We start from the raw sequence: 26,014 nt of genomic DNA on the forward strand, positions 1-26,014 counted from the left end.
AGGCTATCGCCCGGCGGAGGCTCAGCCGAAGACTTGACGGGTGTACTGGTTCTCGAATGTCCGCTGCGGGTCGAGCCGGTCGCGAACGGCGAGGAAGTCGTCGAAACGCGGGTACCGGGCCCGCAGGTCGGTCGCGGTGAGCGTGTGCAGCTTGCCCCAGTGCGGGCGCCCGTCGTACTCCGCGACGATGCTCTCGAACGCGCGGAAGTACGGATCGTGCGGCAGCCGGTGGTACTGGTGGATGGCGATGTAGGCCGTCTCGCGCCCGGACGCCGTGGACAGCCAGATGTCGTCCGGCGCGGCCACCCGGACCTCGATCGGGAACGGGATCCGCGACCCCGACGAGTCGATCCAGTCCCGGAGCCGGCGGATGACGTCGACCACGTGCTCGCGCGGCACGGCGTACTCCGATTCGCGGAAGATCACGTTGCGCTCGGAGCAGAACACCTTGTACGACGCGTCGACGTACTCGCGCGCCGAGAGCGCACGGGAGGCGAGCTGGTTGATCCGCGGCACCATCGCGGGCCGTCGGACCGCGAGGCGGTTGGTCAGCTCGAAGACCTTGTTGGACAGGAGCTCGTCGTCGACCCAGCCGCGGACCCGGCCGACCGGGGATGCGTCGACCCCCGCGGCGACCCGGTTGTTCCGCTTGGTGAGCGCGATATCGGTGTGCGGGAACCAGTAGAACTCGAAGTGATCGTTGCCATCAGCAAGCTCATCGAACCCGGCCAGGACCTCAGCGAGCGGGAGTGGCATCTCCTGCGCCCGGAGCAGGAACGCGGGCACGCACTGCAGAGTCAGCGAGCTGATCACGCCGAGCGCCCCGACCGAGACCCGGGCCGCGGCGAAGACGTCCGGATTCTCCTCCGCCGAGCAGTGCAGCATCGAGCCATCGGCGGTGACCAGATCGAGCGCGACAACCTGCGTGGCCAGCCCGCCGAGTCGCGCGCCGGTGCCGTGTGTGCCGGTGGAGATCGCGCCGGAGATGGTCTGCTTGTCGATGTCGCCCAGGTTCGCCATCGCGAGGTCGAACGCCGCGAGCCCCGCGTTGAGCTTCCGCAGGCCGGTGCCGGCGCCGACGGTGACCCGGCCGGACGGCTGGTCCGCGTGGGTGATCGACGACAGCCCGTCGAGACGGATCATCACCTCCGACGGCACCGAGCAGCCCGTGAACGAGTGCCCCGAACCGACCGCCTTGAGCTTCTTGCCCTGCTCGGCGGCGGCCTTGACCGCGGCGGCGAGCTCGTCGGTCGACCGCGGGCGCAGGGTATCGATACCGGTTGCCGACTCGGTGCCGGACCAGTTCCGCCAGGTGCTCATCCGAAGTTCTTCCCTTCGCCGCGGTAGGTGAGCAATTGGTTCACCTCATCCCTCGACCCATCTGAGCCGACCGCGTGGACGACGTCGAACCGCTCCAGCATCTCGCCTGCCTTCGCGTAGCGCATCCACACCCTGTCGCCGAGATTCAGCCGATCGGCCGATCGTCCCTGAACCGGGGTCTGCACCTCGCCGGCGCCCTCGGTGCCGAGCAGTTCGAGGCCGGCCGGCCAGGCAGGCAGCGGCAGCCGCGACTTCTTCGCCGGCCCCGACGCCACGTACCCGCCGCCGAAGAGCGTGGCGATGCGCGGCGCGGGACGCCGTACGACGTCGAGCGCGTACGCCATCGCGTGCGCCGGCTGGAAGACGTCGTACTTGTCGAAGAGGGTCGGGCCGTAGAGACCGGAACCGGCGGTGACCTCGGTGACGACCGGGTCGGCGCTGCTGATCTCCAGGCTGCCCGTGCCACCGCTGTTGACGATGCGGAGCGCGGCGATCTGCTTGACCGCGTCGACGACCGCGCCACGGCGGTCGGCCAACTCGGCGGCCGAACGGCGCTTGACCCAGCGGACGGCCGGCGAGGTGTCCGGCAGCCCGGCGATCTGAGCCTCGTAGAACATCACGCCGGTCAGCTCGAACGCGTCGTCGGCGGCGACGGTGCGGGCCAGCGTCGCCACGTCGGCGGGGGTCCGCAGCGGGGAACGGCGTACGCCGAGGTGCTGGCCGAAGACCCGGAGCGACGCGTCGACGTCGAGGCAGATCTGGAGGCGGGCGGGGCCGGTCGCGGCCGCCTTGATGTACCCCAGGTGCTCCGGCGAGTCGATCATCAGCGTGATCCGGGCCGCGGCCTCGGGGTCCTCGGACAGCTCGCGGAGAGCGGACCGGTGGGTGGTCGGGTAGCCGATGAGGATGTCGTCGACGCCGTTGCGCGCCAGCCAGAGCGCCTCCGGGAGGGCGTAGCTCATCACGCCGTGGAACCCGGGACGCTCGAGCGCGGCGGCGATCAGCGCGCGGCAGCGGACCGACTTGGACGCGACCCGGATCGGCGTGCCGCCGGCGCGCCGGACCAGGTCGTCCGCGTTCCGGCGGAAGGCGTCGAGATCGATCACCGCGTACGGCGCGTCGAGGCCCGCGGTCAGACGGGCATACCGGTCGAAGTCACCCATAACCGGAGTGTAAGTCACGAAATACTGAAAGGTAATACAACTTTAGGGTTGATCTATGAGACCTTCCAAGGTCGGTACGACGGAACGGGCCCAGGCGGACTGCTGGTCGGGGTGGGAGGACGTGGCGGCCAGGAGGGCGACAGTGGAGCCGTGGAGGACGGAGAGGTCCACGTAAGACTCAGCTCCGGTGTAGGCGCGGACTGCCGCAGCTGCTGCGTCTGTGGACCACAGCGGGTTGACGGATAGGTCGCCGCCGGTGCCGCAGGACTTCATGCGGGTCTCGTAGCCCTGGAAGTAGGTCTGGGCCCGGGCCGGCGTGGTGAAGCGTAGGAGGAGGGCAGTGGCGGGCTGGGCCTCGGCTGTCCGGTAGGTGCCGCTCAAGGCGTACGCGGGGATCGGGAGTGAGCCGCTGACCGGGCGGCCTGCGCAGCCGGCGGGTAGAGCCTCGTACGACGCCTGGTGGGGGTCGCGGCGGCGGGTCCAGGTGTTGTTGCCGATGAAGCCGGCCTCAGCGCCGCCTGGGTCGGTGTAGGTCTTCCACCCGGCCCCTAGCTTCTCGGGAGTCGGCAGGTTGCCTGCGGTGAGCGGTCCGGCGCTGGCAGGCGGCGGAGCGGTCGCCTGCTCCGGCAACTCGGGAGGTACGGCGGCATCTGTCGGCTTGCTGGTGCTCAAGGTGGCCGGCGGCACCGGCACGGTCCCGCCGACGGTGCTGGGGATGACAGGCGAAGCACTGGGCTGCTGGGTCGCGCCCGGTGCGGACTGGGCCGCGGAGTTGGAACTGCAGCCACATAGCACGACCGTCAGCACGCCGACCAGCACACCGCAGCGGCCGACGGCTCTCACTTCGGCTCGAAGTGCTGGTAGTCGGGCTTGGCCCAGCCGGCGCCCCAGAAGTAGCCCTGTGCGACCAGTGCCTTCGTGGCCACGCTGCTCGCGAACAGCATGCCCGGACGCGACGGCGTACGGGTGCGGTAGGCCAGACCGTTCGACGGGTACCAGACGCCGTTCGCGGCCAGGTACGGGTTCTCCACGGTGTTGATGTCGATCGCCCAGCCATACGAGTGCGGCGACAACGAGTACGGATCACCCGTCACCCGCCGGCAGTTGAACGCCGACGTGTTGTCGGCCGCCATCGACTTCACGTCGCTGCCGCCGAACACGTCCACGCGCCGCATCTGCCGGATCGGGAACTTCGACGCGAACGTCGTGGTCCAGACCGTGATCATCTTCGCCACGGCGGCGTCCCGCAGGATCAGCTCGCCGCGGTGCACGTGGCCGTCGAAACCCCAGTAGTTCAGCTGCAGGAGCCGCAGCGACGCCGGCGCGACCGGACATCCGGCGCGGTACGTGTTCGGCACCATCGAGGCGGAAACGGCGTACACCTTGGGGTTCAGCGCTGCTTTGATCACGATCGTCGCCAGGCCGGAGTACTCCATCGCCGCCTGACTGACGTACCTCGTGACGACGCGTACGGTCCGGGTGGCCGGCAGATCGTCCGGGAGCCGGAGCCGGAAGTTGCCCTTGGCATCCATGACCCCGATGTTCAGCAGTTGCCACTTGCCGCTGCCGAGGTAGCTCTGCAGGGCGAGCTCCTTGCCCGGCTCGGCCGGCACCATCCGGCCGATCACCGAGACACCGGTCAGCGTGGCGTACCAGGGGGCCGGCGTGTTGATCAGGATCTTCCGGTCCTGGATCGGCACGCTCCGGTACGCCGAGATCGCGAGCGCCGTCTCCGCCTTGACGCCGATCATCGTGCGGAACGCCCACGTCCCGGTGTACGCCGAGACGTAGCTGAACCGGTACACGCCACCGGCAGTGGTACGCGTCGACGCACGCAGCACCCAGGCGCCGGGAACGCGCTGCCACAGGGTGATGTACGACCCGGTGATCGGCCGGCTGATCTTGCCGGTGAACACCGTCACCTTGTCCTCCCAGGACGCGGCCGGCTGGTCCAGCGTGATCGACCAGGCCGGCGCGGGAGTCGCCGCCGGCGTCGCCACCGGCTTCGGCGCCGGCGTTGGCGTCGATGCCGGCGTCGATGTTGCCGTCGATGCTGGTGTCGGGGGCGGTGCCGGGGTGGACGCAGGAGTCGGCGAAGGTGTCTCGCCGGGCGTGACACTCGGCGAGACCTTGGACGAGACCTTGGGCGTGATGCTGGGCGACGGCGAGTCGTCGGCATGCGCGACACTCACCGGCCCCAGACCCAGCAGTACCGCAACAGCCACCCCGACGAAGCGCTTCATCCGCCTCCCCCTCCCCTTGGACAACAACTACCCATATAAGAGGCAGCCACACCGGGAGACGTCACACGGGAGTGCGGACTTCGTTTATTCGTGCAGTCGCTTCACCGCGGAGTCGATGCGCTCGTCCGTCCCGGTCAGCGCGACCCGGACATGCCGCTCACCGGCAGTGCCGTAGAAAGCACCGGGAGCGACCAGAATGCCCCGTTCCGCGAGCGCCCCGACAGAGCCGTACGCGTCGTACGACGGGTGCGACGCCCACAGGTAGAGCCCGCCGTTGGACAGCGTGATCTCCCAGCCCGCATCGGTCAGCGCGTCCCGCAGTACCGCACGCCGGCGGAGGTAGCGCGCACGCTGCTCCTCCACGTGTACGTCGTCCGCGAACGCGGCCGCCATCGCAGCCTGGATCGGCGACGGCACCATGAGCCCGGCGTGCTTGCGTACGGCAAGCAGTTCCGCCACGACGGTCGGGTCACCGGCGACGAAGCCGCCGCGGTACCCGGCCAGGTTGGACCGCTTGGACAGCGAGTGCACCGCGAGCAGGTTGCCGAAGCTGCCACCCGACACGTCCGGGTGCAGCACGGAGACCGGCTTCTCGTCCCAGCCGAACTCGGTGTAGCACTCGTCGTTGACCAGCAGTACGTCGTTCGCGCGGGCCCACTCGACCGCGCGGCGCAGGCCGTCCGCAGAGGTGATCTCACCGGACGGATTGCGCGGGGAGTTCAGGTACGCGACCCGCACCGGCCCGTCATACGTCGTGGGGTCCGCAACGGGCACGCTGGTCGCCCGGGCGAGCGCTGCGCCGGCTTCGTACGTCGGGTACGCCAGATCCGGGATGAGGACGGTGTCGCCGGCGCCGATGCCGAGGAGCGTCGGCAGCATCATGATCAGCTCCTTGGTGCCGATCACGGGCAGTACGTCGCTCGCCGGATCCACTCCGGTCACGTCGAGACGCCGGGCCATCCAGTCCACCGCCGCCTGCCGTGCGGCCGACGTACCGAGCGTCGTCGGGTACGCCGGGGCGTCCGCCGCGTCGGCCAGGGCCTTCTTCACCAGATCCGGCACCGGGTCCACCGGACTACCGACTGACAGGTCGACGATGCCGTCAGGATGCTCGGCCGCCTTCTGCTTGTAAGGGGCGAGCTTGTCCCACGGGAAGTCTGGCAGCCGGCTGGAGGTCTCGAAGATCACGCCGCCATTCTCCCCTGCCGGCGGTACGGCCCGCCGTCGGCCGCCCGCTCCGCGAGAAACCCGGCCCGGCCCGCCTCTCGTACTCTGCTGGGATGACGTACGACGTGGCGGTGGTGGGGGCCGGAGCGATGGGGTCGGCGGCGGCTCGTGCGCTGGCGGCAGCCGGGCGCGAGGTCGTCGTACTGGAGCAGTTCACGCTCGGACACGAGCGGGGTGGCTCGCACGGCGCGACGCGGTTGTTCCGGCCGGCGGCGGACGACGCCGAGGTGGCCGAGCTGACCGAGCGAGCGCGGCCGCTGTGGCGTGAACTGGAGGCCGACTCGGGCGAGACGCTGCTCGAGGTGACCGGTGGGATCGACCACGGGATGAGTGCCGAGTCCGTCGACACGTTCCGGTTGTTGCATGCGGCAACCGGAACGGTGCTTGCCGCGAAGGAGGCCGCCGAGCGGTGGCCCGGGTTCCGGTTCGAGAGCCAGGTGCTCTACCAGCCGGGGTCAGGTCGGATCTACGCCGATCGGACCGTGCACGCGCTGCAGACGGTGGCTGCTCGGTTGGGCGCGGAGTTCCGCGTGCAGTCGCCAGTGCGGGCGCTGCGGATCCATGACGACCTGGTGGAGCTCGACGTACCAGGTGGTGCTGTGCGGGCGCGGCAGGTCGTGGCTACTGCTGGGCCTTGGACTCCGCAGTTGCTGAGCGGTCTGGTGCCGCTACCGCCGTTCAGAGTGACGCAGGAGCAGCCACGGTTCTTCACACCCGTGTCCGAGGACATGGAGTGGCCGAGCTTCGTGCATTGGGGTCCTGACAGCTATGGCCTCTATGAGCCTGGGTCCGGAGTGAAGGTGGGCCTGCACGCCAGCGGGCCCGAGGTGGACCCGGACACCCGGGACTTCCGGCCGGAGCCGGAGCGGGACTCAACGCTGCTGCGGTACGTCGAGCAGTGGTACCCCGGACTGGACTCAGCCCGGTCCGCCGCGATCAGTTGCCTCTACGACAACACGCCGTCGGCCACCTTCGTGATCGACCGCGCCGGGCCGATCACCGTGGCGGCCGGGTTCTCGGGGCAGGGCTTCAAGCTCGTGCCGCTGGTGGGCGCGTTCATCCGCGACCTGGTCACGGGCGGTCCGAACACCCCGACGCACTTTCGATTTCAGAGATAGAGGCCGGTCTGGCCGTCTTCCAGGCGGCCGGCGGCGACCGCGTGCAGGTCGCGTTCGCGCAGCAGGATGTAGTCGTCGCCGCGGACCTCCACCTCGGCCCGGTCCTCCGGGTCGAACAGGACGCGGTCGTCGACCTCGACGGTCCGCACGTTCGCGCCGACCGCGACCACCTTGGCCCAGGCGAGGCGGCGGCCCATCTGCGCGGTCGCGGGGATCAGGATGCCGGCCGACGACTTGCGCTCACCCTCCTGCTCGAGGGAGACCAGGACGCGGTCGTGCAGCATCCGGATCGGGAGCTTGTCGTCGGACAGCCGCTTGCGTGGAGTCACCGGCGACCCACCAGCCGGCGGATCACCAGCAGCACGCCGACGACGCCGACCACTGCGCCGGCGACAGCGACGATCTTCTGGGTCCGCAGCTGACCCTGCTCGTCGAAGACCTGGGACCTGGCCTGCTCGACCTGCCGCAGCGCCACGTTCTTCGGGTTGGCCCGGTCGACCAGCTCGTCCACGGTCGAGGCCAGGCGCAACCGGGTGGCGGCGATGTCCGCCTCGATCTGCTCGGCGGTCCGAGCCTTCGTGTCCGACACCTGTCGACGCTCCTTCCATCCGCGGGGCATGCCCCGATCTGCCCCTCGTCACCCACCATCCTCGCAGGTCATCCCCGCAAGTCGACGACCACCTTGATGTCATCCGGTTCCCGCACCAATGCGTCGGGCCAGTGCGACAGCGGCACGGTCCGGGTGACCAGCCGCTGCAGCCAGGCACGATCGGCCGCGAGCAGTACGTCCACAGCGTCGGCGTAGTGCCGCTTGCCCGCGTTCACCGTCCCGACCAGCGCTGCGTTGCGCACCACCAGCTGCCGGACCAGCGCATCCAGCTGCACGTCGACGGTCGCCGGACCAGGGTGGATTCCGGCCAGGCACATGACGCCGGCCGGCGGCAACAGTGATGCGCAGTCGAAGACAATCTGTCCGACTCCGGTCGCCTCGATGACCACATCCGGCACGACACCGAGCTGTCCCAGGTCAGTCAGATAGGTCCCGCCCAGCGCCCGCACCAGCTCCGGCTTCGGTCCGTCGGCGACCCTGTCCAGCACATGTACGTCGTACCCGCGCTGCCGGGCGACGAGCGCCGCGAGCAGCCCGATCGGACCTGCGCCCGTGACGAGGACATGCTGCGGACCGAACCACGATCGGCCGCCGACCTGGTCCACCTGCTCCCACGCCTTGGTCAAAATGCTGGTCGGCTCCACCAGGACACCGAGCTCGCCCAGCTCACCAGGCACCGGTACGGCGAAGTACGGGTCCACCCGCCAGCGCTCGGCGCCGTACCCGTCCATCTCTTTGATGCCGCGCTCGGTGTACTGCCCGTTGCGGCAGAAGTCCCACTCACCGCGTGCACACGCCGGACAGGGCACCGGGTCGGGTCGGCGTACCACTCCGGCCACCAGATCACCCGCTGCGAAGCCGGAGCCCGCCGGTGCCTCCAGCACACGCCCGAGCGACTCGTGTCCGATGACGAGGTGGTCCGATCCTGGACGTCCACTGCCGAACGCCCCGGAGACCAGCTCGATGTCGGTCCCGCAGATGCCCGTCAACAGGCCCTCCACCAGGATCGACCCGTCGGCAACAGGTGGCTCCGCGACCTCGCCTACTGTCGCCGAGTCGGACTTGCCCGGTGTCACTGTCATGGCCCGCATGCGCTCAGGCTAACCGGGCCCGGTTCTGCCGCACGTAGCATTGGCCGCACTCGACCTACCCGTGGAGGACCTGATGTCCGATCGTCTGTCCGTCGGCGACACCGCACCCGACTTCACCCTGCCCGATGCCGACGGCAACGACGTGGCTCTGAAGGACCTGCGCGGGAAGAACGTGATCGTCTACTTCTACCCGGCCGCGATGACCCCGGGCTGCACCAAGCAGGCCTGCGACTTCCGCGACTCGCTCGACTCGCTGCAGGCCCACGGGTACGCCGTCCTCGGGATCTCACCGGACAAGCCGGCCAAGCTGGCGAAGTTCCGCGAGCGTGACGGCGTGACGTTCCCGCTGCTGAGCGACCCCGGCAAGGAGGTCCTGCAGGCGTACGGCGCGTTCGGCGAGAAGACGATGTACGGCAAGAAGGTGACCGGCGTGATCCGGTCCACGTTCGTCGTCGACCCGGACGGGAAGGTCGCCGTCGCGCAGTACAACGTCAAGGCCACCGGGCACGTCGCCAAGCTCCGCCGCGACCTGGGCCTGTGACCGCAGCCCTGTGACCGCAGCCCTGTGACCGCAGCCCCGTGACCGCCGCACTGTGAAAAGGCACCCTCGGAAGCACGGCTACCGGAGGGAAACCTTCGACCGTTTCATGCAGACGGTCCATGGAACGGTCGTTTGAGCAAACTGGTTGCTGTGATTTGGATCACACCCAGATCTCACCGGACCGCGACCGCTCCAATACCGTCGGTGAGTTTTACAGCGTTCCTGTGAAAGAGCGGTACTGCGGGGACTACCCGCGTTCAACCACAGCTGTGTCAAGAATCGTCGCGGCCTTCGCCCTGACCTGCCGAAACCGGGTAATCTGCGCGCGCAGTCAGCCTCTGGGAGGGAGGGACCTGCCGCGATGGGAAAACATTCCTCTGCGGTGACGGGAAGTAACAACAACCGCCGTTCGGTGTACATCACCGCGGTCGGCTTGTTGGTGCTTTCACTGGGAGCGGTGTTCGTGGTCCGCTCCTTCGGATCGGAATCGGGCGCGGACGGGTTCCTCGGCAACAGCAAGGCGTGCGACGACCCGACGCAGATCCAGTTGGCGACCACGCCCGAGATGCAGTCCTCGCTCGAGACCGCGGCGAAGTCGCTCGCGGCCAAGGGCGGCAAGGACGGCAACCCGTGCCTGCAGTTCACCATCTCCGCGGCGCCGTCGTCCCAGATCGCCCGTGACGTCGCTCACGGCAGCGACAACCGGCCCGACCTGTGGGTGCCGGACTCCTCGTTGTGGGTCGCCCAGGCCGACGACGGCGAGAGCGTCCCGACCATCGCGGTCCAGTCCATCGCGACCTCACCACTGGTGCTCGTCGGCCGGCGGACGAACTTCGCCGACACCTCCTCCTGGCTGCGCATTCTGGGCAAGACCCAGCCCGCACTCCTCGACCCGCTGAGCACCTCGCCCGGCGCACTCGCACTGCTCGCCGTGCAGGCGGAGCGGGCGAAGACGTCCGCGTCCGAGACCGCTGTGTCGCAGGTGATCGTCCCGCTGGCGCAGCGCCTCGGTTCGATGGCCAGGCCGTACACGGACGCCGACGCACTGTTCGGCCGGGCCGACCAGGACGGCAGCACGACCGTCGTACCGGCGTCCGAGCAGAGCTTCGTGAAGTACCAGGAGGACCACCCGGACGCCCAGCTGCGAGCGATCCAGCCGACGACCGGCACGTTGTACCTGGACTACCCGATCGTGGTGACCGCCAAGTCGGACACGGACCAGGCCTCCGACGCGGCCCAGGCGCTGGCCGGTGAGTTGCTGACCGACACAGCCGGTCAGGCACGTGACCAGGCCGGATTCCGCGACACCCAGCTGAGCGCGCTCAGCGGCGGGCGTGGCGTCGGCGATGTCAACCAGCTCACCAAGCCGACCAGCGAGGCGATCGACACCACGCTGCAGAACTGGACCCGGCTGTCGCTGCTGACCCACTCGCTGGCAGTCATCGACGTCTCTGGCTCGATGGCCGACAAGGTGGGCACCAAGACCCGGATGCAGCTGACGATCGAGGCGGCCGTCGGCGGCCTGAGCCTCTTCCCGGACAGCGCCTCGCTCGGCCTGTGGACGTTCTCGACGAAGATCGGGGTCGATCAGGCCGACTACAAGGAGCTGGTGCCGATCGCCCCGCTGTCGAAACGGCAGCGCGGCAAGATCGTCGACCAGCTGAAGATCCAGGGCCCGATCGCGAACGGCGGCACCGGCCTGTACGACACCGCGATCGCCGCGGTCCGCGCCGTACGGCAGGGCTACGACCAGCGGGCCGTCAACTCGATCCTGCTGTTCACCGACGGCAAGAACGACGACCCGGGCAGCCCGACGCTGGCCCAGGCCGTCGCCACCCTGCGCGGCCTGCAGGACCCCGGCCGTCCGGTCCGCATCATCGCGCTCGGCATGGGCCCCGAGGTGAACGCCGACGAGCTCAGCGCGCTGGCTCAGGCCACCGGCGGCCAGGCGTATGTCGCCCGCCAGCCCGGAGACCTCAAGAACGTCTTCATCGACGCCCTACAGAGCCGCTGACGCGCCCGCCTCCCCTAGGATGTCTGCCTAGGGGAGGCCGGCGTGCCTCTTCAGCCAGAGTGGTGGAACGGCAGACACACCGGCTTTAGGTGCCGGCGCCCCCGGGCGTGCGGGTTCAACTCCCGCCTCTGGCACATGCAGCTGAACGAGTACCAGCAGGCCGCCCTCCGGACCGCCGCTCCGAAGGACAAGCCCAACGAGGTCTTCCACCTGCTGCTCGGACTCGTCGGCGAAGCAGGCGAGATCGCCGAGAAGGCCAAGAAGATCGTCCGCGACAAGGACAGCGACTTCTCCCAGTGGGACCCCGACGACCTGAAGAAGGAACTCGGCGACACCCTCTGGTACATCGCAGTCCTGGCCGACCACTTCGACGTACCCCTGGAAGAGATCGCCCACCTCAACCTCACCAAACTCGCCGACCGCCAAGCCCGCAACATGCTCAGCGGCACCGGCGACAACCGCTGACTCAAACCTCGACGGCGCCGGTGGTGCCGTTGATGGTCAGGGGTTTGTTGGCGGGGATTCTGGTGGTGGCTTGGGGGACGTTCAGGACGGCGGGGATCTTGCGTTCTCGGGCGATGATGGCGGCGTGGGAGAGGATGCCGCCTTGTTCGGTGACTACGCCGGCGGCGATGGACAGGAGTGGGGTCCAGGCGGGGTCTGTGTAGGGGCAGACGAGGATGTCGCCGGGGCGGACGTGGGGGAAGTCTGCGGGGCCGCGGACGATTCGGGCCGGGCCGGTGGCCGTGCCGTGGCTGCCGGGGGTGCCGTGGAGGGGTGTGGTTGGGGAGCCCGCGTCCGCCGGGGGTTGGGCGGTGATGGGGCGGGATTGCAGGAGCCACAAGGCGTGGTCGGCGATCGCCCACTCGAGGTCTTGGGGTGCGCCCAGGGCGGTGGCGGCCTGGTGGCCGAGGTTGGCCAGGCGTACGGCGGTTGCGTCGTCGAGCGTCGCGGTACGGCGGCGAGACGTAGGGACCTCGTGGATGCCGTCGCGGTCGAGGGTGGTTTGTTTGTCCGCGATCGTGCGGGTGACGGCGCCGTTGGCGACCTCGTACCTGTCAGGCGTCACGCGACCTTCGACGACGCTCGGACCTAGCCCCCACGACGCCTCGATCGTGACGCCGGACGACGATGTGAACATCACGCCGGAGACGTCCGCATCGACCTGGAGCTGGACGATCACGGCCATCGACGGCGCCTCGGATCCGTTGCGGTAAGCAACCGCGCGCGCCGACCACACCGACGCCCGGCACGCACGCACGGCGTCCAAGACCGCAGCCAACCCCTGTACGCCGAGGAAGCTGTCGTGCTGCCCCGCCGCCGAGGTAAGGGCGGTGTCCTCGTTCGCAGCAGACGACCGTACGGCGACCACCGGGTCGCCCATCCGCTCGAGCCACCGCCCAAGCTCGTCCGCCGGGGCGCCATCAGCCACGACGGCGCCCGCCGGATCCGGCGGGCCAGGCACGACCGCCCCGGCCGGGACCGGCAGGCCGGCGCGAATGAGCGCGCCGAGACCGCCGGCCTTGCCGCCGTACGCGTCCACGGTCGCCACCGCGAGCGGCACCAGCATGCAGTCTCCGATCAACGAAACGTTGACAACAGAACGTTGACAATGTTCTGTTGATGATCCACTGTTGGCGGATGCGAAGCAAGCAGGACGCGGATCAGGTCCAGGCCGAGCGCCAGCGCGAGGCCCGCGAACAGCTCCTCGCGAAGGGTGCGAAGGATCTGCCCGCGCGACCGTGGCGACCGGCACCGATCCCCTTGTCTGCGGTGGATCTGACCCAGTTCGCGGCCTGGCGATCCACCGACCTCGCCGACGACGATCTGCTGGCCGCGCTCGCACTGTTGCCGGCCGCGCGCGCCGAGGTCGAGGAGGTCGAGTCCGGCCTGCTGTTCCTGGCGCGGAGCTCAGGGCTGACCTGGGCGGAGATGGCCGACGCGATGGGGTTCAGCTCCCCACAGGCCTGCCAGCAGCGGTTCAATCGGCTCGCGGCACGGATGGACTCGTGATGCGTCTCGTGCTGCACGCCGTACGACTGCTGGGCTTCGCGGACACCCCGGCGGTCGCTCGGCGTTTCGACCTCCCGCAGCGAGAGGTCGAGGAAGCGCTGGAGGACGCCGAGGCGCGAGGCTGGACAACCCGCAGTACCTTCGCCGGCACCTCAGGCTGGTCCCTGACCGAGAGCGGCCGCACAGAGAACGAACGCCTACTAGCCGCCGAGCTCGCCGACAAGACAGACGTGAGCGAGGTGTACGCCGACTTCCTGCCGCTCAACGCCCTCCTGCAACAGGCCTGCACCGACTGGCAACTACGTCCGACGCCCACCGACCCGCTCGCCGCCAACGATCACGATGACCAAGCCTGGGACGCCGGAGTCCTCCACGAGCTCAAGGCGCTCGACAGCGCCCTCGGCCCGATAACCGACCGCCTCACGAGCGTCCTCCCCCGCTTCCGCGGCTACGACACCCGCTTCTCAGCCGCCCTCGCCCGCGCCACCGCCGGCCAGACGGCCTGGGTCGACCGCACCGACGTCGACTCCTGCCACCGAGTCTGGTTCGAACTCCACGAGGACCTGCTGGCCACTCTCAACCTCCACCGCGCCGACGAACCCTAGGTCAGGGCAACCGGCTCTTGTGACCGATGTGCGGGTGGTCGAATCTGCACGCGGACAGGAGGTGTCGGGCAGTCCCCTAGTGCACCTGAGCGTGATCGCCTTCAGGCATACACCGTCTCGCGGTGCACTACCTGTCGAGCTGCAGATCACGCGCCCCGGCCAGCGACCGAGCGACACCTCGCGCAACCTGAGACGCTCCGCCGCCTAGTTGCCTAGAGCATCCAAATACGCCGCACCGCGGGGGCTGAGTTCGTAGCCGACCTCGAGGCTGTGGGTGAGGCCGAGGTTCTTCAGTTTGCGGACGTCCAGCTTGAACGGCGCGGTCTCGCGGCCGACCGAGGCGGCGAGGTCGGCGGCCCGGGTGGCGGGTTTGGACTGGATCAGCCGGAGGGTCTCGGTGGTCCACGCGCCGTGGTGGCTCAGCTGATCGAACTGGGCCAGGCGGGCACGGACGTCGGCGAGGTCTTCGGGCGTGAGTGACGACTGGGCGGCGAGCTGCTCGCGCGGGTCCGGCCCTTCGACCAGATGGAAGCGGATCAGGAACGTCGGCATCGACTCGTCCCCGCGCAGCCGCCGGCGGACGTCCTTCGCGTTGCGGCGGTCGGCGAGCGCGACCTCGGCGTCGGTGTCCGCGATCAGCTCGGGGTTCACCTGCCGGATGCTGTCGATCTCGATCCGGCCCGCGTTCGTGCGGTAGATCCGTCCCTCGATCACCCGCGGCTCGGCCCACCGCCGGTACGCGACGGTGATCTTCCCGTCCGCGACCCCATCCCGATCCGATCCTGCGAACAACATGGCTAGCTCCCCAACGCCTTCGCGACCAGCGGCGCGAGCGCGCGGAGCGCCTTGCCGCGGTGACTGATCGCGTCCTTCTCCTCGATGGACAGTTCGGCCGTGGTCCGGTCGTACCCCTCGGCCTGGAACAGCACGTCGTACCCGAACCCGCCGGTCCCACGCAGCTCACGGATCACCGACCCGCGCATCTCGCCGATCACGACCTCGTCCTCGGCATCGGGCCGCACGAACGCCACCGCCGCGACGAACGACGCCCCGCGCCGCTCGTCCGGAACGTCCTCCAACTGACCGAGCAGCAGCAGGTTGTTCGTGTGGTTGTCCTTCGCGGGCCCGGACCACCGCGCCGACAGCACGCCCGGCATCCCGTTCAGCGCGTCGACGCAGATCCCGCTGTCGTCCGCGATCGACGGCAGCCCGGTCGCGGCCAGCGCGGCATGTGCCTTGAGCAGCGCGTTCCCCTCGAACGTCGGCTCGGTCTCGGCCGGCTCGTCGTACGCCGGCACGTCGCCGAGCCCGAGCACCTCGATCCCGGGCACGATCGGCGTCAGGATCCGCCGCAGCTCCTCGAGCTTCTTCTTGTTGTTCGACGCCAGCAGCACGCGGCTCACGCGAGTGCCTCCTGCTGGATCTTCGCCAGGTCCGCGCAGCCTGCGACGCCCAATGAGAGCAGGCTGTCCAGCTCCGAACGGTCGAACGGCGCGCCCTCGGCCGTGCCCTGCACCTCGATGAACTTCCCGTCGCCGGTGATCACCAGGTTCATGTCCGTCTCGGCCCGGACGTCCTCCTCGTAGCAGAGGTCGAGCATCGGGGCGCCGTCGATGATCCCGACCGACACCGCCGACACCGTCCCGGTCAGCGGCTCGCTCTTCAGCAGCTTCTTCTCGCGCAGGAACGACACCGCGTCCGCCAGCGCGACGTACGCGCCGGTGATCGCCGCGGTCCGCGTCCCGCCGTCGGCCTGCAGTACGTCGCAGTCCAGCAGGATCGTGTTCTCGCCGAGTGCCTTGTAGTCGATCACGGCCCGCAGCGAACGCCCGATCAGCCGGGAGATCTCGTGCGTACGGCCGCCGATCTTGCCCTTCACCGACTCGCGGTCCGAGCGGGTGTTGGTCGCCCGCGGGAGCATCGCGTACTCCGCGCTGACCCAACCGAGCCCGGAGCCCTTCCGCCAGCGGGGCACGCCCTCGGTCACACTCGCCGCACACAGCACCCGGGTCCGCCCGAACTCGACCAGCACCGAGCCCTCGGCGTGGTCGAGCCACTTCCTGGTGATAGTCACCGGGCGGAGCTGGTCAGCATTACGTCCATCGATACGGGCCATGAATCAGACCCTATGCCTCCAGCCGCTGGACCTCCGCATTGGACGAGGGCGGAAGGGCCAGCGGACCCGGATGCGACGGACTGAAGGCCATCCGGGCCGCCCACGGGAGCAGATCGCTGGCCCGGCGCCCCACCCAGGGCACGCCTTCGCGCACCAGCCATATCGCGTCCGCCCATCGGCTCGGCGGCCGGTACGCACAACCCAGATCCGGCGGTACGTCGATCCGCAGCCCGCGGACCGCCAACTCGTCGGCGAACGCCCTGGCGAGCTTGCGGTGCCCGCGCTCACCCGGATGCAACCGGTCGATACTCCAGAAGTCGCGCCGGTACACCTCGGGGTAGTCGGCCATGTCCAGCCGGATCCCGCCGAACCGCGCATGCAGGTCGTCGAACACGACGTTGACCTGCTCGATCCGGTGCCACAGCGGCCTGCGCAGCCAGGTCGGCAGGCCGAAGACCTTGCCGTGGTCGTGGAACCGGACCGTCAGCAACAGCGCCCCGCGGGCGGTCAACTGCTCCGCCACCAGGTTCAGGTGCTCGCGGATCCGGCCGGCGTCGAACGTCGATCGCAGGGTGTCGTTCACCCCGACGATCAGCGAGGCGATGTCGATCGGGCCGTCGGCCAGGGACATCGCCGCGGGCAGTTGTTCGGTCGCGACGACCGGCACGGTGGCGCCGCTGGTCGCGAAGTTGGAGAACGTCACACGGTGGGAGCTGGCCAGGGAGTCGGCGAGCAGCGAGGCCCAGCCCCGCCACCCCTCGCCCGGGCGCGCACCGGCACCGGACAGGTCGGTCGTACTGCTGCCGTTCATCGGGTCCCCGACCCCTACGGTGGTCGAGTCCCCCAGTGCCACGTAGTGGAGGCTCACATTCCGCCATGGTGGGCGCACGGAGCGAGACTGTGATGTTCGGCGGATGACGAGTGGGGCAACGGCATGTCAAAGGCAGGTGATTGAGGATCAGAACTGCGCGGAGTTAGGCTTCTGGAAACAACTATGTGCAGGAGTGCCTGGTATGAGTGATCTTCGGTTTGGCGTGGTGGGTCTCGGGGCCCGGAGTCGGATCGCGAAGTACGCGCACCGGCCCGGCGAGGGGTCGGAGGTCGTGGCCGTTGCCGACCCGTCCGCACCCCAGCGGGACGCGACGCTCGAGTTGTACCCGCAAGCAACGGCGTACGCCGACCACACCGAGCTGCTGGACGGCAAGCTCGACGGTGTGTTCCTGACGACGCCCGACGACCTGCACGAGGGACCGGCGATCGACTTTCTCCGGGCCGGGGTCAACGTGTTCGTGGAGAAGCCGCTGGCGATCACCACCGAGGGCTGCGACCGGGTCCTGCAGGCGGCGTACGACTCCGGCGCCCGGCTGTACGTCGGCCACAACATGCGCCACATGCCCGTCGTACTGACGATGCGCAAGCTGATCCAGGACGGCGCGATCGGTGACGTGAAGGCGATCTGGTGCCGGCACTTCGTCGGCCACGGGGGTGACTTCTACTTCAAGGACTGGCACGCCGACCGCCGCCGTACCACCGGGCTGCTGCTGCAGAAGGGTGCCCACGACATCGACGTGATGCACTGGCTGGCCGGCGGCTACACGACCCGGGTCAACGCGATGGGCGCCCTCACGCTGTACGGCGGCATCACGGACCGGCAGGATCGCTCGGACCAGCGGTTCAAGGAGTTCGTCAGCGAGAAGAACTGGCCGCCGCTGGAGCAGACGGGCCTGGCGCCCGTGATGGACGTCGAGGACATCTCCCAGGTGAACCTGCTGCTCGACAACGGCGTCATGATGAACTACGAGCAGTGCCACTACACGCCGGACTACTGGCGCAACTACACCGTCATCGGCACCCGCGGCCGGCTGGAGAACTTCGGCGACACCGCGGGCGGCGTGGTGAAGGTGTGGAACAGCCGTCGCTCCGGGTACCGCGAGGACGCCGACCAGGTCGTCGAGATCGCCGGTGAGACCGAGCACCACGGCGGCGCCGACCCGCACCTGGTGGCCGAGTTCGTGAACTTCGTCCGCGACGGCGGCGCGACGCTCACCTCCCCGGTCGCCGCCCGCGCCGCGGTCGCCGCCGGCTACGCCGCCACCCAGTCGCTGCGCGCGGACGGCGTACCGCAGGACATCCCCCCGCTCGACCCGGCCCTGGTCAGCTATTTCGACCATGGCCAGACGCGCTGAGTGCTACCATCCACGACGTGACCTGGTACGCCGCGATGCGAATGCTGAGCCCTCGATGCGGGAGGACTTCAGCGGCGTAGGCACGTGTGCTTGCAGCGAGAGGCCCCCGATGTCGGGGGCCTCTTTCGTTTCCCAGGAAGCTGCAACCACCCAGGAGCCATCGCATGTACCCGATCACCTACATCACCGACTGTCACGACGGCAACGCCCGAGCCAGACTCAGCGCCCGGATCGGCGCGCTGTTCGGTCAATCACCGACGATCGTCGCCGCCGACGGACCCGATCCGGAGTCGTTCGCCGCACTGACCCTGCTCGACTGCCTCTTCGCCACCGAGTCACTGGGCGAGGACGGCCACCCGACCATCACGCTGCTCAACATCGCGCCCCGCGACGGCGTCTGGCCGAACGGCGTGCCGTTCTGCTTCTTCTGGCACGGCAAGCACCTCGTCGCGAGCACCTTCAACGCCCGCGCACTCTCGTTGGTACGCCGCGAGCTCGGCATCGAGCGTGTCTACGTCACGGACATCCGCGAGGCCGTCACCGCAGCCGGATTCGCGCCGGCCGAGATCGAGAAGATCGCCGGTACCCAGTTCAGGAGCCTGTGGTACCTGCCGTTGCTGGCCAAGTGGGTCGCCGACGGCCGCGCCGTACCGGCCGTCGAGACCGTCATCCCCGAGACGCTCGACGCCGACCCGATCGTTGCCGTCGTCGACAACTTCGGCAACTGCAAGCTCGACCGCGACCTCGGCCTCGTCCCCGGCGACACCGTGACCATTGCCAAGGGCAACGACGTGTTCGTCGACGTGGCCTGCTACCCGCACCTGACCGCGGTACCGCGGAACGCGCCCGGCATCATCCAGGGCAGCTCCGGCACCGGCTTCACCGAGCTCGTGATCCGCGGCGGCTCGGCAGCGGCCGCCTTCGGTCTGCGACCAGGTGATCCCCTGCCCGCCCAGGTGGCCGAGAAGGTGGCCTGACTACGGTCCCATCCGAAGACCACCGAGCTGCTCGAAGGCGCGGTCCATCATCGCGAGGTACTTCGGCAGCGGACCGTCGACCTGCAACTGCTGGTACGTCGCCATCACGACCCCGACGACCGCCCCGGCCCAGGCCCGGACAGCGATGTCGTCCGGGGCCCGGCCGGTCCGTTCGGCCGCGAGCGCGGCGAGCAGGTCGATGCCTTCGTAGAACTGATCGAGCATCCGCACCCGGAGCTCGGGAGCGTTCATCACCAACTGCTGGCGTTGGGACTCCAGCGCCCACTCGTCCTCGGTCAGGGTGTTGAGGCTGTCCCGGATCGAGGCGCGGAGGGCGTCGGTCGGAGTCATCTCGGGAGGCTGACCGCGGAACAGTTCGATCAGCACCGGGTCGAGCCGGTCGAGGACGATCGTGTCCTCCTTGGTCGGGAAGTACCGGAAGAACGTCGCCGGCGAGACCTCGGCCGCGTCGGCGATCTCCTGGACCGTGGTCTCGGCGTACCCCTGGTCCCGGAACAGGCGCAGCGCATGCTCCTGGATCGCCGCCCTGGTCCTGGCCTTCTTCCGCTCCCGCAACCCGCTCATGCCTTGATTGTGGCAAGTTCCTCGGACTGTGGAGCAACATCCCGGGTGCGGCGTGGCAGAAAGGCGATGGCGAGCACGATCGAGGCCACCGCGAGCCCACTGCACACCCACAACGTCACGTTCATGCCGTCGACGAACGCGGCGCGCGCCGAGCGGGTCAGCCCCGGAGAACCCATCGCGACCGCGGCCGACGCGCTGTCGCGGGCCACGCCGGCGGCCGCGGGCGGCAGTCCGCTGACATCCAGATGGCTCCGGTACGCCGCGTTCAGCACCGTACCGAGAATGGCGACCCCGAGCGTGCCACCGACCTGACGAGACGCCTGGATCAGCGCGGACCCGGATCCGCTGCGCTCCATCGGCAACGCCGCGAGCGCCAGCCCGTTCATCGGCGGCAGCGTGAACCCGATGCTCACCCCGACCAGACTGACCCAGATCGCGGTGAACCCGTAGCCGCCGTCGACCCGCGTGAACCCGCCGATCACCAACCCGGCCAGCATCAACGAGAACCCGATCACCACCGTCACCCGGGCCCCGACCCGCTCGAGCAGCCGCTCGGCCGCCTTGGCGCCGATCAGCATCCCGCCGATGATCGGCAGCAACCGCAGCCCGGCCTGGAACGCGTCCGCGCCCTGCACCGCCTGGGACAACTGCGGCAGCACGAACAGCAACCCCACCAGGGCGAACGACGCCAATGTCGCGAGCACGGTCCCCCAGGTGAACCCCGGCGACTTGAACAACTTCAGGTCGACCAGCGGATCCGTCGCACGCCGGGCCCAGGCACAGAACGCGGTCAGGAAGATCACTCCGCCCGCGATCCCACCCAGCGTCCAGCCCGAACCCCAACCGCGCTCGCCGGCCGCGATGAACCCGTACGTCAGCGACACCAGCCCGGCCGCGGTCAGCAGGATCCCCGGTACGTCGATCCGCCGCGACCGGTGGCCGCCCGTCGACGGAATCAGCAGGGCCACTGCAACTAGTCCAATTGCAACTAGTGGCAGGTTGATCAGGAAGATGGAGCCCCAGCGGTAGTGGTCCAGCAACCAGCCGCCGAGCAGCGGACCGAGCGGGATGCCGATCGAGTTCGCCATCAGCCAGATCGTCATCGCCCGCTGCCGTTCCTCGGGCGCGAAGAGCAGGTTGAGCAGGGACATCGACAACGGGATCAGGAACGCCGAGCCGACCCCGAGCGCCGCCCGCGCCGCGATCAACTGACCCGGAGAGTTCGCGAACGCGCACGCCGCGGACGCCAGCCCGAAGACCACGAGCGCACCCAGCATGAGCCGCTTCGGCCCGAACCGGTCGCCGAGCAGACCGGCCGGGAGCAGCAGCGACGCGAGCACCAGCGTGTACGCGTTCGCGAACCATTGGAGCTGACTGGTCGACGCCTTCAGGTCGGTCGCGAGCGTCGGCAGCGCGACGTTCAGCACGGTCAGGTCGAGCCCGATGACGATCAGGCTGATGGACATCGCACCCAGCGCCCACCACCGGCGCGGGTCGAGGGTCGTCGCGGTCATGACTAACACCTTTCTGAGATCAACTCTAATTTGAGAGTAGATCTCAGAATTGCGAGATGTCTAGTCCCGCTCCGCCGCCAGACCGGTCAGCACATGGTCGAGACTGCGCGCGAACAGCTGGTCGAACCGGTCAGCCGCGTGCGGAGTCCCGGCCTCGAGCATCATCCGGCTCAGATGCGGATAGTCGCCGCTGCCGATGACCCGCTCGGCGTACTGCGACTGCTTGCTCAGCCAATCCGCCATCGTCGAGCCGGCCTCACGCTCGGTCGACTCCTCGAGGGCGTGGCCACGGACGAAGGTCAGCACGGTCGCTGCCTGCATCAGCACCTCATCGGCACTCAGCCTCGGTACGTCGAGCGCGCCGTACGTCGCCTCCAGCCAGGCCAGTGAATTCGGGCCGAGGGCGGGCCTGGTCGCCGGCAGCCGGACGAGCCAGGGGTGGCGCAGCATCAAGGCCCGTTGCGCGTGAGCGATCGCGGCCAGGTCGGCACGCCAGTCTCCCGTCAAGGCAGGCGGGCGGGCGTCACCCATCGCCTGGTCGACCATCAGGTCGAGGAGTTCGTCCTTGTCGTCGACGTACCGGTAGAGCGAGGTCGTGCCGGTGCCGAGGTCGGTCGCGACGCGGCGCATCGACACCGCCGCGAGGCCCTCGGCATCCGCGACCCGGACGGCGGCCGCGGCGATCTCGGTGCGGCTGTGCGCCGGCCGGGGTCCGCGGGCGGCTCGCTCCGGGCGCAGCCAGATCGGTGGTCGGTCCATGCCGGGAGTTTACTGCGCACGGCGTTCGCAGTACTGTTACTGCGTACAGTGTGCCCGGGTTGGGGAGGACGGATGTATCGCAAGGGATCGGTGGTGTCGGCCGACGGCACGACGATCGGCTATCGGCAGGTCGGGAGCGGCCCGGGTGTGGTGCTCCTGCACGGGTCGATGCTCGCGGCGCAGGACTTCATGAAGCTCGCCACCGCTCTGGCGGACGGCTACACCGTGACCGTGCCTGACCGCCGAGGGCGCGGCCTGAGTGGACCGCACGGCGCCGGGTACGGGATCGATCGCGAGGTCGAGGACCTGCAGGCGTTGCTCAAGGAGACCGGCGCTTCGAGGGTGTTCGGGCTGAGTTCAGGTGCGCTGATCGGCGTTCGCACAGCTCGGGTGACACCGGCGATCGAGAGGCTCGCGCTCTACGAGCCGCCGCTGTCGATCAACGGATCGGTGCCCGTCGATTGGCTGCCTCGGTACCGTCGCGAACTCGCCGCCGGCAAGACCCCGTCGGCGCTGGTGACCGTTCTCAAGGGCCTCCAAGCGGACCGGTTGTTCACCACGGTCCCCCGATTCGTGCTCGTCCCGCCTTTGAACCTCGCGTTCCGTTTCCAGCGCAAGGCCGCCGGCGACGACGTACCGATCGCCGACCTCGTCCCGACGATGTCCGGCGACATGCAACTGATCGACGAACTCGCGGACACGACCCAGGACTACGCGACCGTCGACGCCGATGTCCTCCTGCTCGCGGGATCACGCAGCCCGGCGTACTTCGGGCGGTCGCTGGACGCACTGGCCGACGTACTGCCCCGCTCGGAGCGGATCACGATCCCGAAGCTCGACCACTCCGGCCCCACCGACGACGGCGGCCCGGCCGAGGTCGCGGAGTCGTTACGCCCCTTCTTCGCCTGACACGATGCGACGCAGCACGCTCCGAAACAGCTCCGGCTGCTCCAGCCACGGCGAATGCCCAGCTGCCGGGATCAGCTCGAAGGTGTGGTGCGGGACGTGAGCGGCCAGGTCCCGCACGGCGGAAGCCGGCCGCGGATCGCCTTCGCCGTGGATGAACGTGACCGGGCACTCGAGGCCGGCCGCGAGACCGGGGATGTAGTCCTCGGACCAGCTCCTGATCTCCGCCCCGAGCGCGCTGTTGGCAGCGAAGTTGATCGGGAGATCGACGGAGGCGCTCCGGTAGGCCCACTCCATCGCCCGGTCCCGGTCGGCATGATCGGTGAACCACGACAACACCCGGAACTCGGTCTCCTCGGCCCGCGTGCGCTGCCGACCGGAGAGCTCTTCGAGTCGGGCAGTCTGCTCCGCGGTCATGCGGCGCGCCTGCTCCGCGCGGGACGGCGTACGCCAGTCGCCGATGCCGACGCCGTCCAGGTAGACGAGACCCGCCGCGTGATCGCCGTACGTCGCGGCGTAGAGCAGCGCGAGCGTGGCGCCGAAGGAGTGGCCGAGCACAACGATCCGCTCATGGCCGAAGTACGCGCGGAGCTCGTCGATGTCCTGCGCGTGCCGGGCCATGGTCTGGACGTCCGACGGATCCGATCGGCCGCAACCGCGCTGGTCGAAGCGGTGCACGACGGTGAGGTCGTCGATCATGTCCGCGAGCACGGCGTAGTCGTCCCACAAACCCGGCCCGCCGTGCAGGATCACCACGGCCGGCACCGTGTCACCAGGCGTCGCCGTTCCACTGGTTGCGGTCCACAACCGCACGCCGTCAGATGTCGAAAACGGCATGCGGGGTGGCGATGTCGACGGGACCGGAGAAGGTGCGGCGTGCGTTCTCGGCCTGGGTGACGCGGTCGTACCACGGTGGGACGTGGGTGATGACGAGCCGTTTCACGCCGGCCTTCTTGGCCTGCTCGCCGGCGTCGGCCGGAGTCAGGTGCAGGTCGGTCGGGTTGTGCGGATCGTTGTCCGGCAGCGCCGCCTCGGACAGCAGCATGTCGGCGCCGCGGGCGAGGTCGACCAACGCCTCGTTCGGCCCGGTGTCGCCGGTGTAGACGAGCGATTTGTTGCCGTGCTCAACCCGGATCGCGTACGCCGGCACCGGGTGCACCATCGGCGCGGTCCGGACCGTGAAGGGCCCGATGGTCTGAACTTCCTGCCAGGCATGGAATTCCAGCTCCTCCTCCATCCCCGGATTCAGCGGCAGGTCGTAGGCCAGTGCCATCCGCTCCGCCGCACCGGGCGGGCCGAAGACGGGGATCCGCGGGATCGGCGAGCCCGGCGCGTACTTCGCCGCGACGTACAGACCGCACAGATCCATGCAGTGGTCAGGATGCAAGTGGGACAGGCCGATCGCCCCGATCTCCGGCACTGCCAGGTGCCGCTGGAGCGAACCGAGCGCGCCGCTGCCGAGGTCCAGGATCAGGTTGAACCCGTCGGCAGAGACCAGATAGCTCGAGGCGGCCGAGTCCGGCCCGGGCACGGACCCGGAGCAACCGATCACGGTGAGCTTCATACCTCGAACACTACCGGCGAGTTCCGACGTTCGCAGACAGGCCCGTCGCGTCGATCCGCCTGCCACACAGGCGTTCCGCGGTTGACCGATGCCCCTGACAACATCCAGTGCGATCCAGGTCACATCAGCGGAGCCAGGCGAACTGGTCGACCGACGACAGCACCGGGCCCAGGAAGCGCGAGCCGATGGCCGCGAACTCGTCCGGGCTTCCGGTGGTGACGAAGCGGTGCTGCGGGGCCGGCAGGTTGTCCGGGCGGAGCAGGCCGGTCTTGGTGAGCACGCTGTAGACGTCCTTGGCGCATTCGTCGGCGCTGCTGACCAGGGTGACGTTGTCACCCATCACGTACGAGATCACGCCGGTCAGGAGCGGGTAGTGCGTGCAGCCGAGGATCAACGTGTCGACGCCGGCCTCGACCATCGGGTCGAGGTACTCGTGCGCCGCCTCGATCAGCTCGGGACCGGACGTCACCCCGGCCTCGACGAACGGGACGAACTTCGGGCACGCCCGGGTGAACAGCTCGATCTGCGGCGCCGCGGCGAAACCGTCTTCATAAGCAAGCGATTGCGCAGTTGCCTTGGTGCAGATCACCCCGACGCGCTGATTGCGCGTCGCGGCAACGGCCCGTCGCGCCGCGGGCAGGATCACCTCGACGACCGGTACGTCGTACCGCTCGCGGGCGTCGCGCAGCATCGCGGCGCTGGCGGAGTTGCACGCGATCACGAGCATCTTCACGCCAGCCTCGACCAGATGGTCCAGACACTCCAGCGCGTACTCCCGGACCTCGGCGATCGGCTTCGGGCCGTACGGCTGGCGGGCGGTGTCGCCCAGATACAGGATCGGTTCGTGCGGCAACTGGTCGAGAACCGCGCGGGCGACGGTGAGTCCCCCGAAGCCTGAGTCGAAGATCCCCACCGGTGCGTCAGCCACGGGAAAAGCTTATACAGGTCCGCCACCGGGCAGACCACAAGGCAGCCTTACCTAACCCGGCCAGAAGACACGCCGAGGTTATCCACATCTTTACGTTATGGAATTGCCTTTTCGCGTGATGCGCGCCACTCTGGAGCGATGTTTGTTCGACCGCCCCTCGTGATGCCATGAGCCTGGCGCACCACATCGCGGTGGTACTGGGCACCGCACCAACTCCACAGCCTGATCACGTGACCGCCGCAGGACGGGCGGCCACCCAGGCCACGGACACCAACGCGAGCACCGCAGCGAACGTCGTGACGGCCATCGGGCCGACCGGCATGCTGCTCCTGCTCCTGATGGCGGCGTTCGCGCTGTACGTCGTCTCGCTGTCCCTGCACCCGAATGCCAAGTGCAACCGATGCAAAGGTGCCGGCCGGCACCACGGCAGCATCTTCAGCTACGCCCAACGCCCGTGCAGCAGCTGCAAGGGCCGCGGGATCCAACCCCGACTGGGCCGCAAGCTCTTCTTCAAACAACAGTAGGCGGACATGA

29 protein-coding genes and 1 tRNA gene are annotated in these 26,014 nt (G+C 69.0%); 11 read left to right on the top strand and 19 right to left on the bottom strand.

The window, feature by feature from the left end; translation table 11 throughout:
* Positions 1 to 21: 21 nt before the first annotated feature.
* From ACIA58_RS27530 to dapC, 5 genes are all read right to left on the bottom strand, one after another.
* Positions 22 to 1,320: a D-arabinono-1,4-lactone oxidase gene (locus ACIA58_RS27530; protein ID WP_396406685.1), complete on the bottom strand. Its 1,299-nt coding sequence runs from the start codon at positions 1,318 to 1,320 to the stop codon at positions 22 to 24.
* A complete protein-coding gene (locus ACIA58_RS27535; RefSeq protein WP_396406686.1) occupies positions 1,317 to 2,483 on the bottom strand; it encodes an amino acid deaminase/aldolase in 1,167 nt (388 codons plus the stop codon). The genes ACIA58_RS27530 and ACIA58_RS27535 overlap by 4 nt, the downstream gene beginning before the upstream one ends.
* Positions 2,484 to 2,525: 42 nt before the next feature.
* A complete protein-coding gene (locus ACIA58_RS27540; protein ID WP_396406687.1) occupies positions 2,526 to 3,326 on the bottom strand; it encodes a hypothetical protein in 801 nt (266 codons plus the stop codon).
* Positions 3,323 to 4,726, bottom strand: coding sequence for a M15 family metallopeptidase (locus ACIA58_RS27545; protein WP_396406688.1), 1,404 nt, complete (start codon positions 4,724 to 4,726; stop codon positions 3,323 to 3,325). The genes ACIA58_RS27540 and ACIA58_RS27545 overlap by 4 nt, the downstream gene beginning before the upstream one ends.
* Before the next feature lie 84 nt (positions 4,727 to 4,810).
* Positions 4,811 to 5,911 (bottom strand): succinyldiaminopimelate transaminase, encoded by a 1,101-nt coding sequence (gene dapC, locus ACIA58_RS27550; RefSeq protein ID WP_396407823.1) that lies wholly within the window; start codon positions 5,909 to 5,911, stop codon positions 4,811 to 4,813.
* 95 nt (positions 5,912 to 6,006) lie between these two features.
* Between dapC and ACIA58_RS27555 the strand changes: the two genes are divergently transcribed.
* On the top strand, positions 6,007 to 7,071 hold the full coding sequence (locus tag ACIA58_RS27555) for an FAD-dependent oxidoreductase (protein ID WP_396406689.1): 1,065 nt from the start codon (positions 6,007 to 6,009) through the stop codon (positions 7,069 to 7,071).
* Here ACIA58_RS27555 and ACIA58_RS27560 read toward each other — a convergent pair.
* From ACIA58_RS27560 to ACIA58_RS27570, 3 genes are all read right to left on the bottom strand, one after another.
* A complete protein-coding gene (locus ACIA58_RS27560) occupies positions 7,062 to 7,355 on the bottom strand; it encodes a co-chaperone GroES (protein ID WP_130445451.1) in 294 nt (97 codons plus the stop codon). The genes ACIA58_RS27555 and ACIA58_RS27560 overlap by 10 nt on opposite strands.
* Positions 7,356 to 7,396: 41 nt before the next feature.
* The gene (locus ACIA58_RS27565) at positions 7,397 to 7,660 is read right to left on the bottom strand and encodes a DUF3618 domain-containing protein (RefSeq protein WP_396406690.1); all 264 of its coding nucleotides are present in this window, start codon (positions 7,658 to 7,660) and stop codon (positions 7,397 to 7,399) included.
* A 68-nt stretch (positions 7,661 to 7,728) separates the two neighbouring features.
* Entirely contained in the window at positions 7,729 to 8,772 is a 1,044-nt protein-coding gene (locus tag ACIA58_RS27570) for a glucose 1-dehydrogenase (protein WP_396406691.1), read from the bottom strand.
* A gap of 73 nt (positions 8,773 to 8,845) precedes the next feature.
* Between ACIA58_RS27570 and bcp the strand changes: the two genes are divergently transcribed.
* From bcp to ACIA58_RS27590, 4 genes are all read left to right on the top strand, one after another.
* The gene (bcp, locus tag ACIA58_RS27575; RefSeq protein ID WP_396406692.1) at positions 8,846 to 9,313 is read left to right on the top strand and encodes a thioredoxin-dependent thiol peroxidase; all 468 of its coding nucleotides are present in this window, start codon (positions 8,846 to 8,848) and stop codon (positions 9,311 to 9,313) included.
* Between the two features lie 382 nt (positions 9,314 to 9,695).
* A complete protein-coding gene (locus ACIA58_RS27580) occupies positions 9,696 to 11,327 on the top strand; it encodes a substrate-binding domain-containing protein (protein ID WP_396406693.1) in 1,632 nt (543 codons plus the stop codon).
* A 53-nt stretch (positions 11,328 to 11,380) separates the two neighbouring features.
* Positions 11,381 to 11,461: transfer RNA gene (locus ACIA58_RS27585), tRNA-Leu, on the top strand.
* Between the two features lies 1 nt (position 11,462).
* Positions 11,463 to 11,792: a nucleoside triphosphate pyrophosphohydrolase family protein gene (locus ACIA58_RS27590; protein ID WP_396406694.1), complete on the top strand. Its 330-nt coding sequence runs from the start codon at positions 11,463 to 11,465 to the stop codon at positions 11,790 to 11,792.
* Position 11,793: 1 nt separating this feature from the next.
* Here ACIA58_RS27590 and ACIA58_RS27595 read toward each other — a convergent pair whose 3' ends face one another.
* Complete coding sequence (locus ACIA58_RS27595) at positions 11,794 to 12,897, bottom strand: PEP/pyruvate-binding domain-containing protein (RefSeq protein WP_396406695.1); 1,104 nt, start codon at positions 12,895 to 12,897, stop codon at positions 11,794 to 11,796.
* Between the two features lie 71 nt (positions 12,898 to 12,968).
* On the opposite strand from ACIA58_RS27595, the gene ACIA58_RS27600 reads away from it, so the two are divergent.
* Together ACIA58_RS27600 and ACIA58_RS27605 are read left to right on the top strand one after the other, a co-directional pair.
* Positions 12,969 to 13,340, top strand: a complete 372-nt coding sequence (locus tag ACIA58_RS27600) for a hypothetical protein (protein WP_396406696.1) — start codon at positions 12,969 to 12,971, stop codon at positions 13,338 to 13,340.
* Positions 13,340 to 13,945: a transcriptional regulator gene (locus tag ACIA58_RS27605; protein WP_396407824.1), complete on the top strand. Its 606-nt coding sequence runs from the start codon at positions 13,340 to 13,342 to the stop codon at positions 13,943 to 13,945. Before ACIA58_RS27600 ends, ACIA58_RS27605 begins: the two co-directional genes overlap by 1 nt.
* A gap of 204 nt (positions 13,946 to 14,149) precedes the next feature.
* Here the strand turns inward: ACIA58_RS27605 and ACIA58_RS27610 are convergent, their stop codons facing one another.
* Genes ACIA58_RS27610 through ACIA58_RS27625 form a run of 4 tightly spaced genes read right to left on the bottom strand, consistent with a single transcriptional unit; the run spans position 14,150 to position 16,929 of the window.
* The gene (locus tag ACIA58_RS27610; RefSeq protein ID WP_396406697.1) at positions 14,150 to 14,740 is read right to left on the bottom strand and encodes a hypothetical protein; all 591 of its coding nucleotides are present in this window, start codon (positions 14,738 to 14,740) and stop codon (positions 14,150 to 14,152) included.
* 2 nt (positions 14,741 to 14,742) lie between these two features.
* Entirely contained in the window at positions 14,743 to 15,348 is a 606-nt protein-coding gene (gene rdgB, locus ACIA58_RS27615) for an RdgB/HAM1 family non-canonical purine NTP pyrophosphatase (RefSeq protein ID WP_396406698.1), read from the bottom strand.
* Positions 15,345 to 16,061, bottom strand: coding sequence for a ribonuclease PH (rph, locus tag ACIA58_RS27620; protein ID WP_396406699.1), 717 nt, complete (start codon positions 16,059 to 16,061; stop codon positions 15,345 to 15,347). The genes rdgB and rph overlap by 4 nt, the downstream gene beginning before the upstream one ends.
* Positions 16,062 to 16,071: 10 nt before the next feature.
* Positions 16,072 to 16,929 carry an SGNH/GDSL hydrolase family protein gene (locus tag ACIA58_RS27625; RefSeq protein WP_396406700.1) on the bottom strand — a complete coding sequence of 286 codons (858 nt, stop codon included), beginning with the start codon at positions 16,927 to 16,929 and terminating at the stop codon, positions 16,072 to 16,074.
* A gap of 145 nt (positions 16,930 to 17,074) precedes the next feature.
* Here ACIA58_RS27625 and ACIA58_RS27630 point away from each other — a divergent pair, with 145 nt between their 5' ends.
* Positions 17,075 to 18,247: a Gfo/Idh/MocA family protein gene (locus tag ACIA58_RS27630; RefSeq protein WP_396406701.1), complete on the top strand. Its 1,173-nt coding sequence runs from the start codon at positions 17,075 to 17,077 to the stop codon at positions 18,245 to 18,247.
* A 164-nt stretch (positions 18,248 to 18,411) separates the two neighbouring features.
* Positions 18,412 to 19,224: an SAM hydroxide adenosyltransferase gene (locus ACIA58_RS27635; RefSeq protein ID WP_396406702.1), complete on the top strand. Its 813-nt coding sequence runs from the start codon at positions 18,412 to 18,414 to the stop codon at positions 19,222 to 19,224.
* Here ACIA58_RS27635 and ACIA58_RS27640 read toward each other — a convergent pair whose 3' ends face one another.
* From ACIA58_RS27640 to ACIA58_RS27650, 3 genes are read right to left on the bottom strand one after another with little or no spacing between them, the layout of a single operon-like run.
* Positions 19,225 to 19,809, bottom strand: coding sequence for a TetR family transcriptional regulator (locus tag ACIA58_RS27640; RefSeq protein WP_396406703.1), 585 nt, complete (start codon positions 19,807 to 19,809; stop codon positions 19,225 to 19,227).
* Positions 19,806 to 21,323, bottom strand: a complete 1,518-nt coding sequence (locus ACIA58_RS27645) for a DHA2 family efflux MFS transporter permease subunit (RefSeq protein WP_396406704.1) — start codon at positions 21,321 to 21,323, stop codon at positions 19,806 to 19,808. The genes ACIA58_RS27640 and ACIA58_RS27645 overlap by 4 nt, the downstream gene beginning before the upstream one ends.
* A gap of 60 nt (positions 21,324 to 21,383) precedes the next feature.
* Positions 21,384 to 22,082, bottom strand: a complete 699-nt coding sequence (locus tag ACIA58_RS27650) for a TetR/AcrR family transcriptional regulator (RefSeq protein ID WP_396406705.1) — start codon at positions 22,080 to 22,082, stop codon at positions 21,384 to 21,386.
* Positions 22,083 to 22,154: 72 nt separating this feature from the next.
* Between ACIA58_RS27650 and ACIA58_RS27655 the strand changes: the two genes are divergently transcribed.
* Positions 22,155 to 22,991: an alpha/beta fold hydrolase gene (locus ACIA58_RS27655; protein WP_396406706.1), complete on the top strand. Its 837-nt coding sequence runs from the start codon at positions 22,155 to 22,157 to the stop codon at positions 22,989 to 22,991.
* Here ACIA58_RS27655 and ACIA58_RS27660 read toward each other — a convergent pair.
* The 3 genes from ACIA58_RS27660 to murI form a co-directional block, all read right to left on the bottom strand.
* Entirely contained in the window at positions 22,971 to 23,753 is a 783-nt protein-coding gene (locus tag ACIA58_RS27660; protein WP_396406707.1) for an alpha/beta fold hydrolase, read from the bottom strand. The two genes, ACIA58_RS27655 and ACIA58_RS27660, sit on opposite strands and share 21 nt — an antisense overlap.
* A 52-nt stretch (positions 23,754 to 23,805) precedes the next feature.
* Complete coding sequence (locus ACIA58_RS27665) at positions 23,806 to 24,552, bottom strand: MBL fold metallo-hydrolase (RefSeq protein ID WP_396406708.1); 747 nt, start codon at positions 24,550 to 24,552, stop codon at positions 23,806 to 23,808.
* Between the two features lie 124 nt (positions 24,553 to 24,676).
* Positions 24,677 to 25,480 (bottom strand): glutamate racemase, encoded by an 804-nt coding sequence (gene murI, locus ACIA58_RS27670; protein WP_396406709.1) that lies wholly within the window; start codon positions 25,478 to 25,480, stop codon positions 24,677 to 24,679.
* 230 nt (positions 25,481 to 25,710) lie between these two features.
* On the opposite strand from murI, the gene ACIA58_RS27675 reads away from it, so the two are divergent.
* Positions 25,711 to 26,004 (top strand): hypothetical protein, encoded by a 294-nt coding sequence (locus tag ACIA58_RS27675; protein ID WP_396406710.1) that lies wholly within the window; start codon positions 25,711 to 25,713, stop codon positions 26,002 to 26,004.
* The last annotated feature ends 10 nt before the right edge of the window (positions 26,005 to 26,014 follow it).

Source organism: Kribbella sp. NPDC051586 (assembly GCF_044453965.1).
Lineage (GTDB): Bacteria > Actinomycetota > Actinomycetes > Propionibacteriales > Kribbellaceae > Kribbella.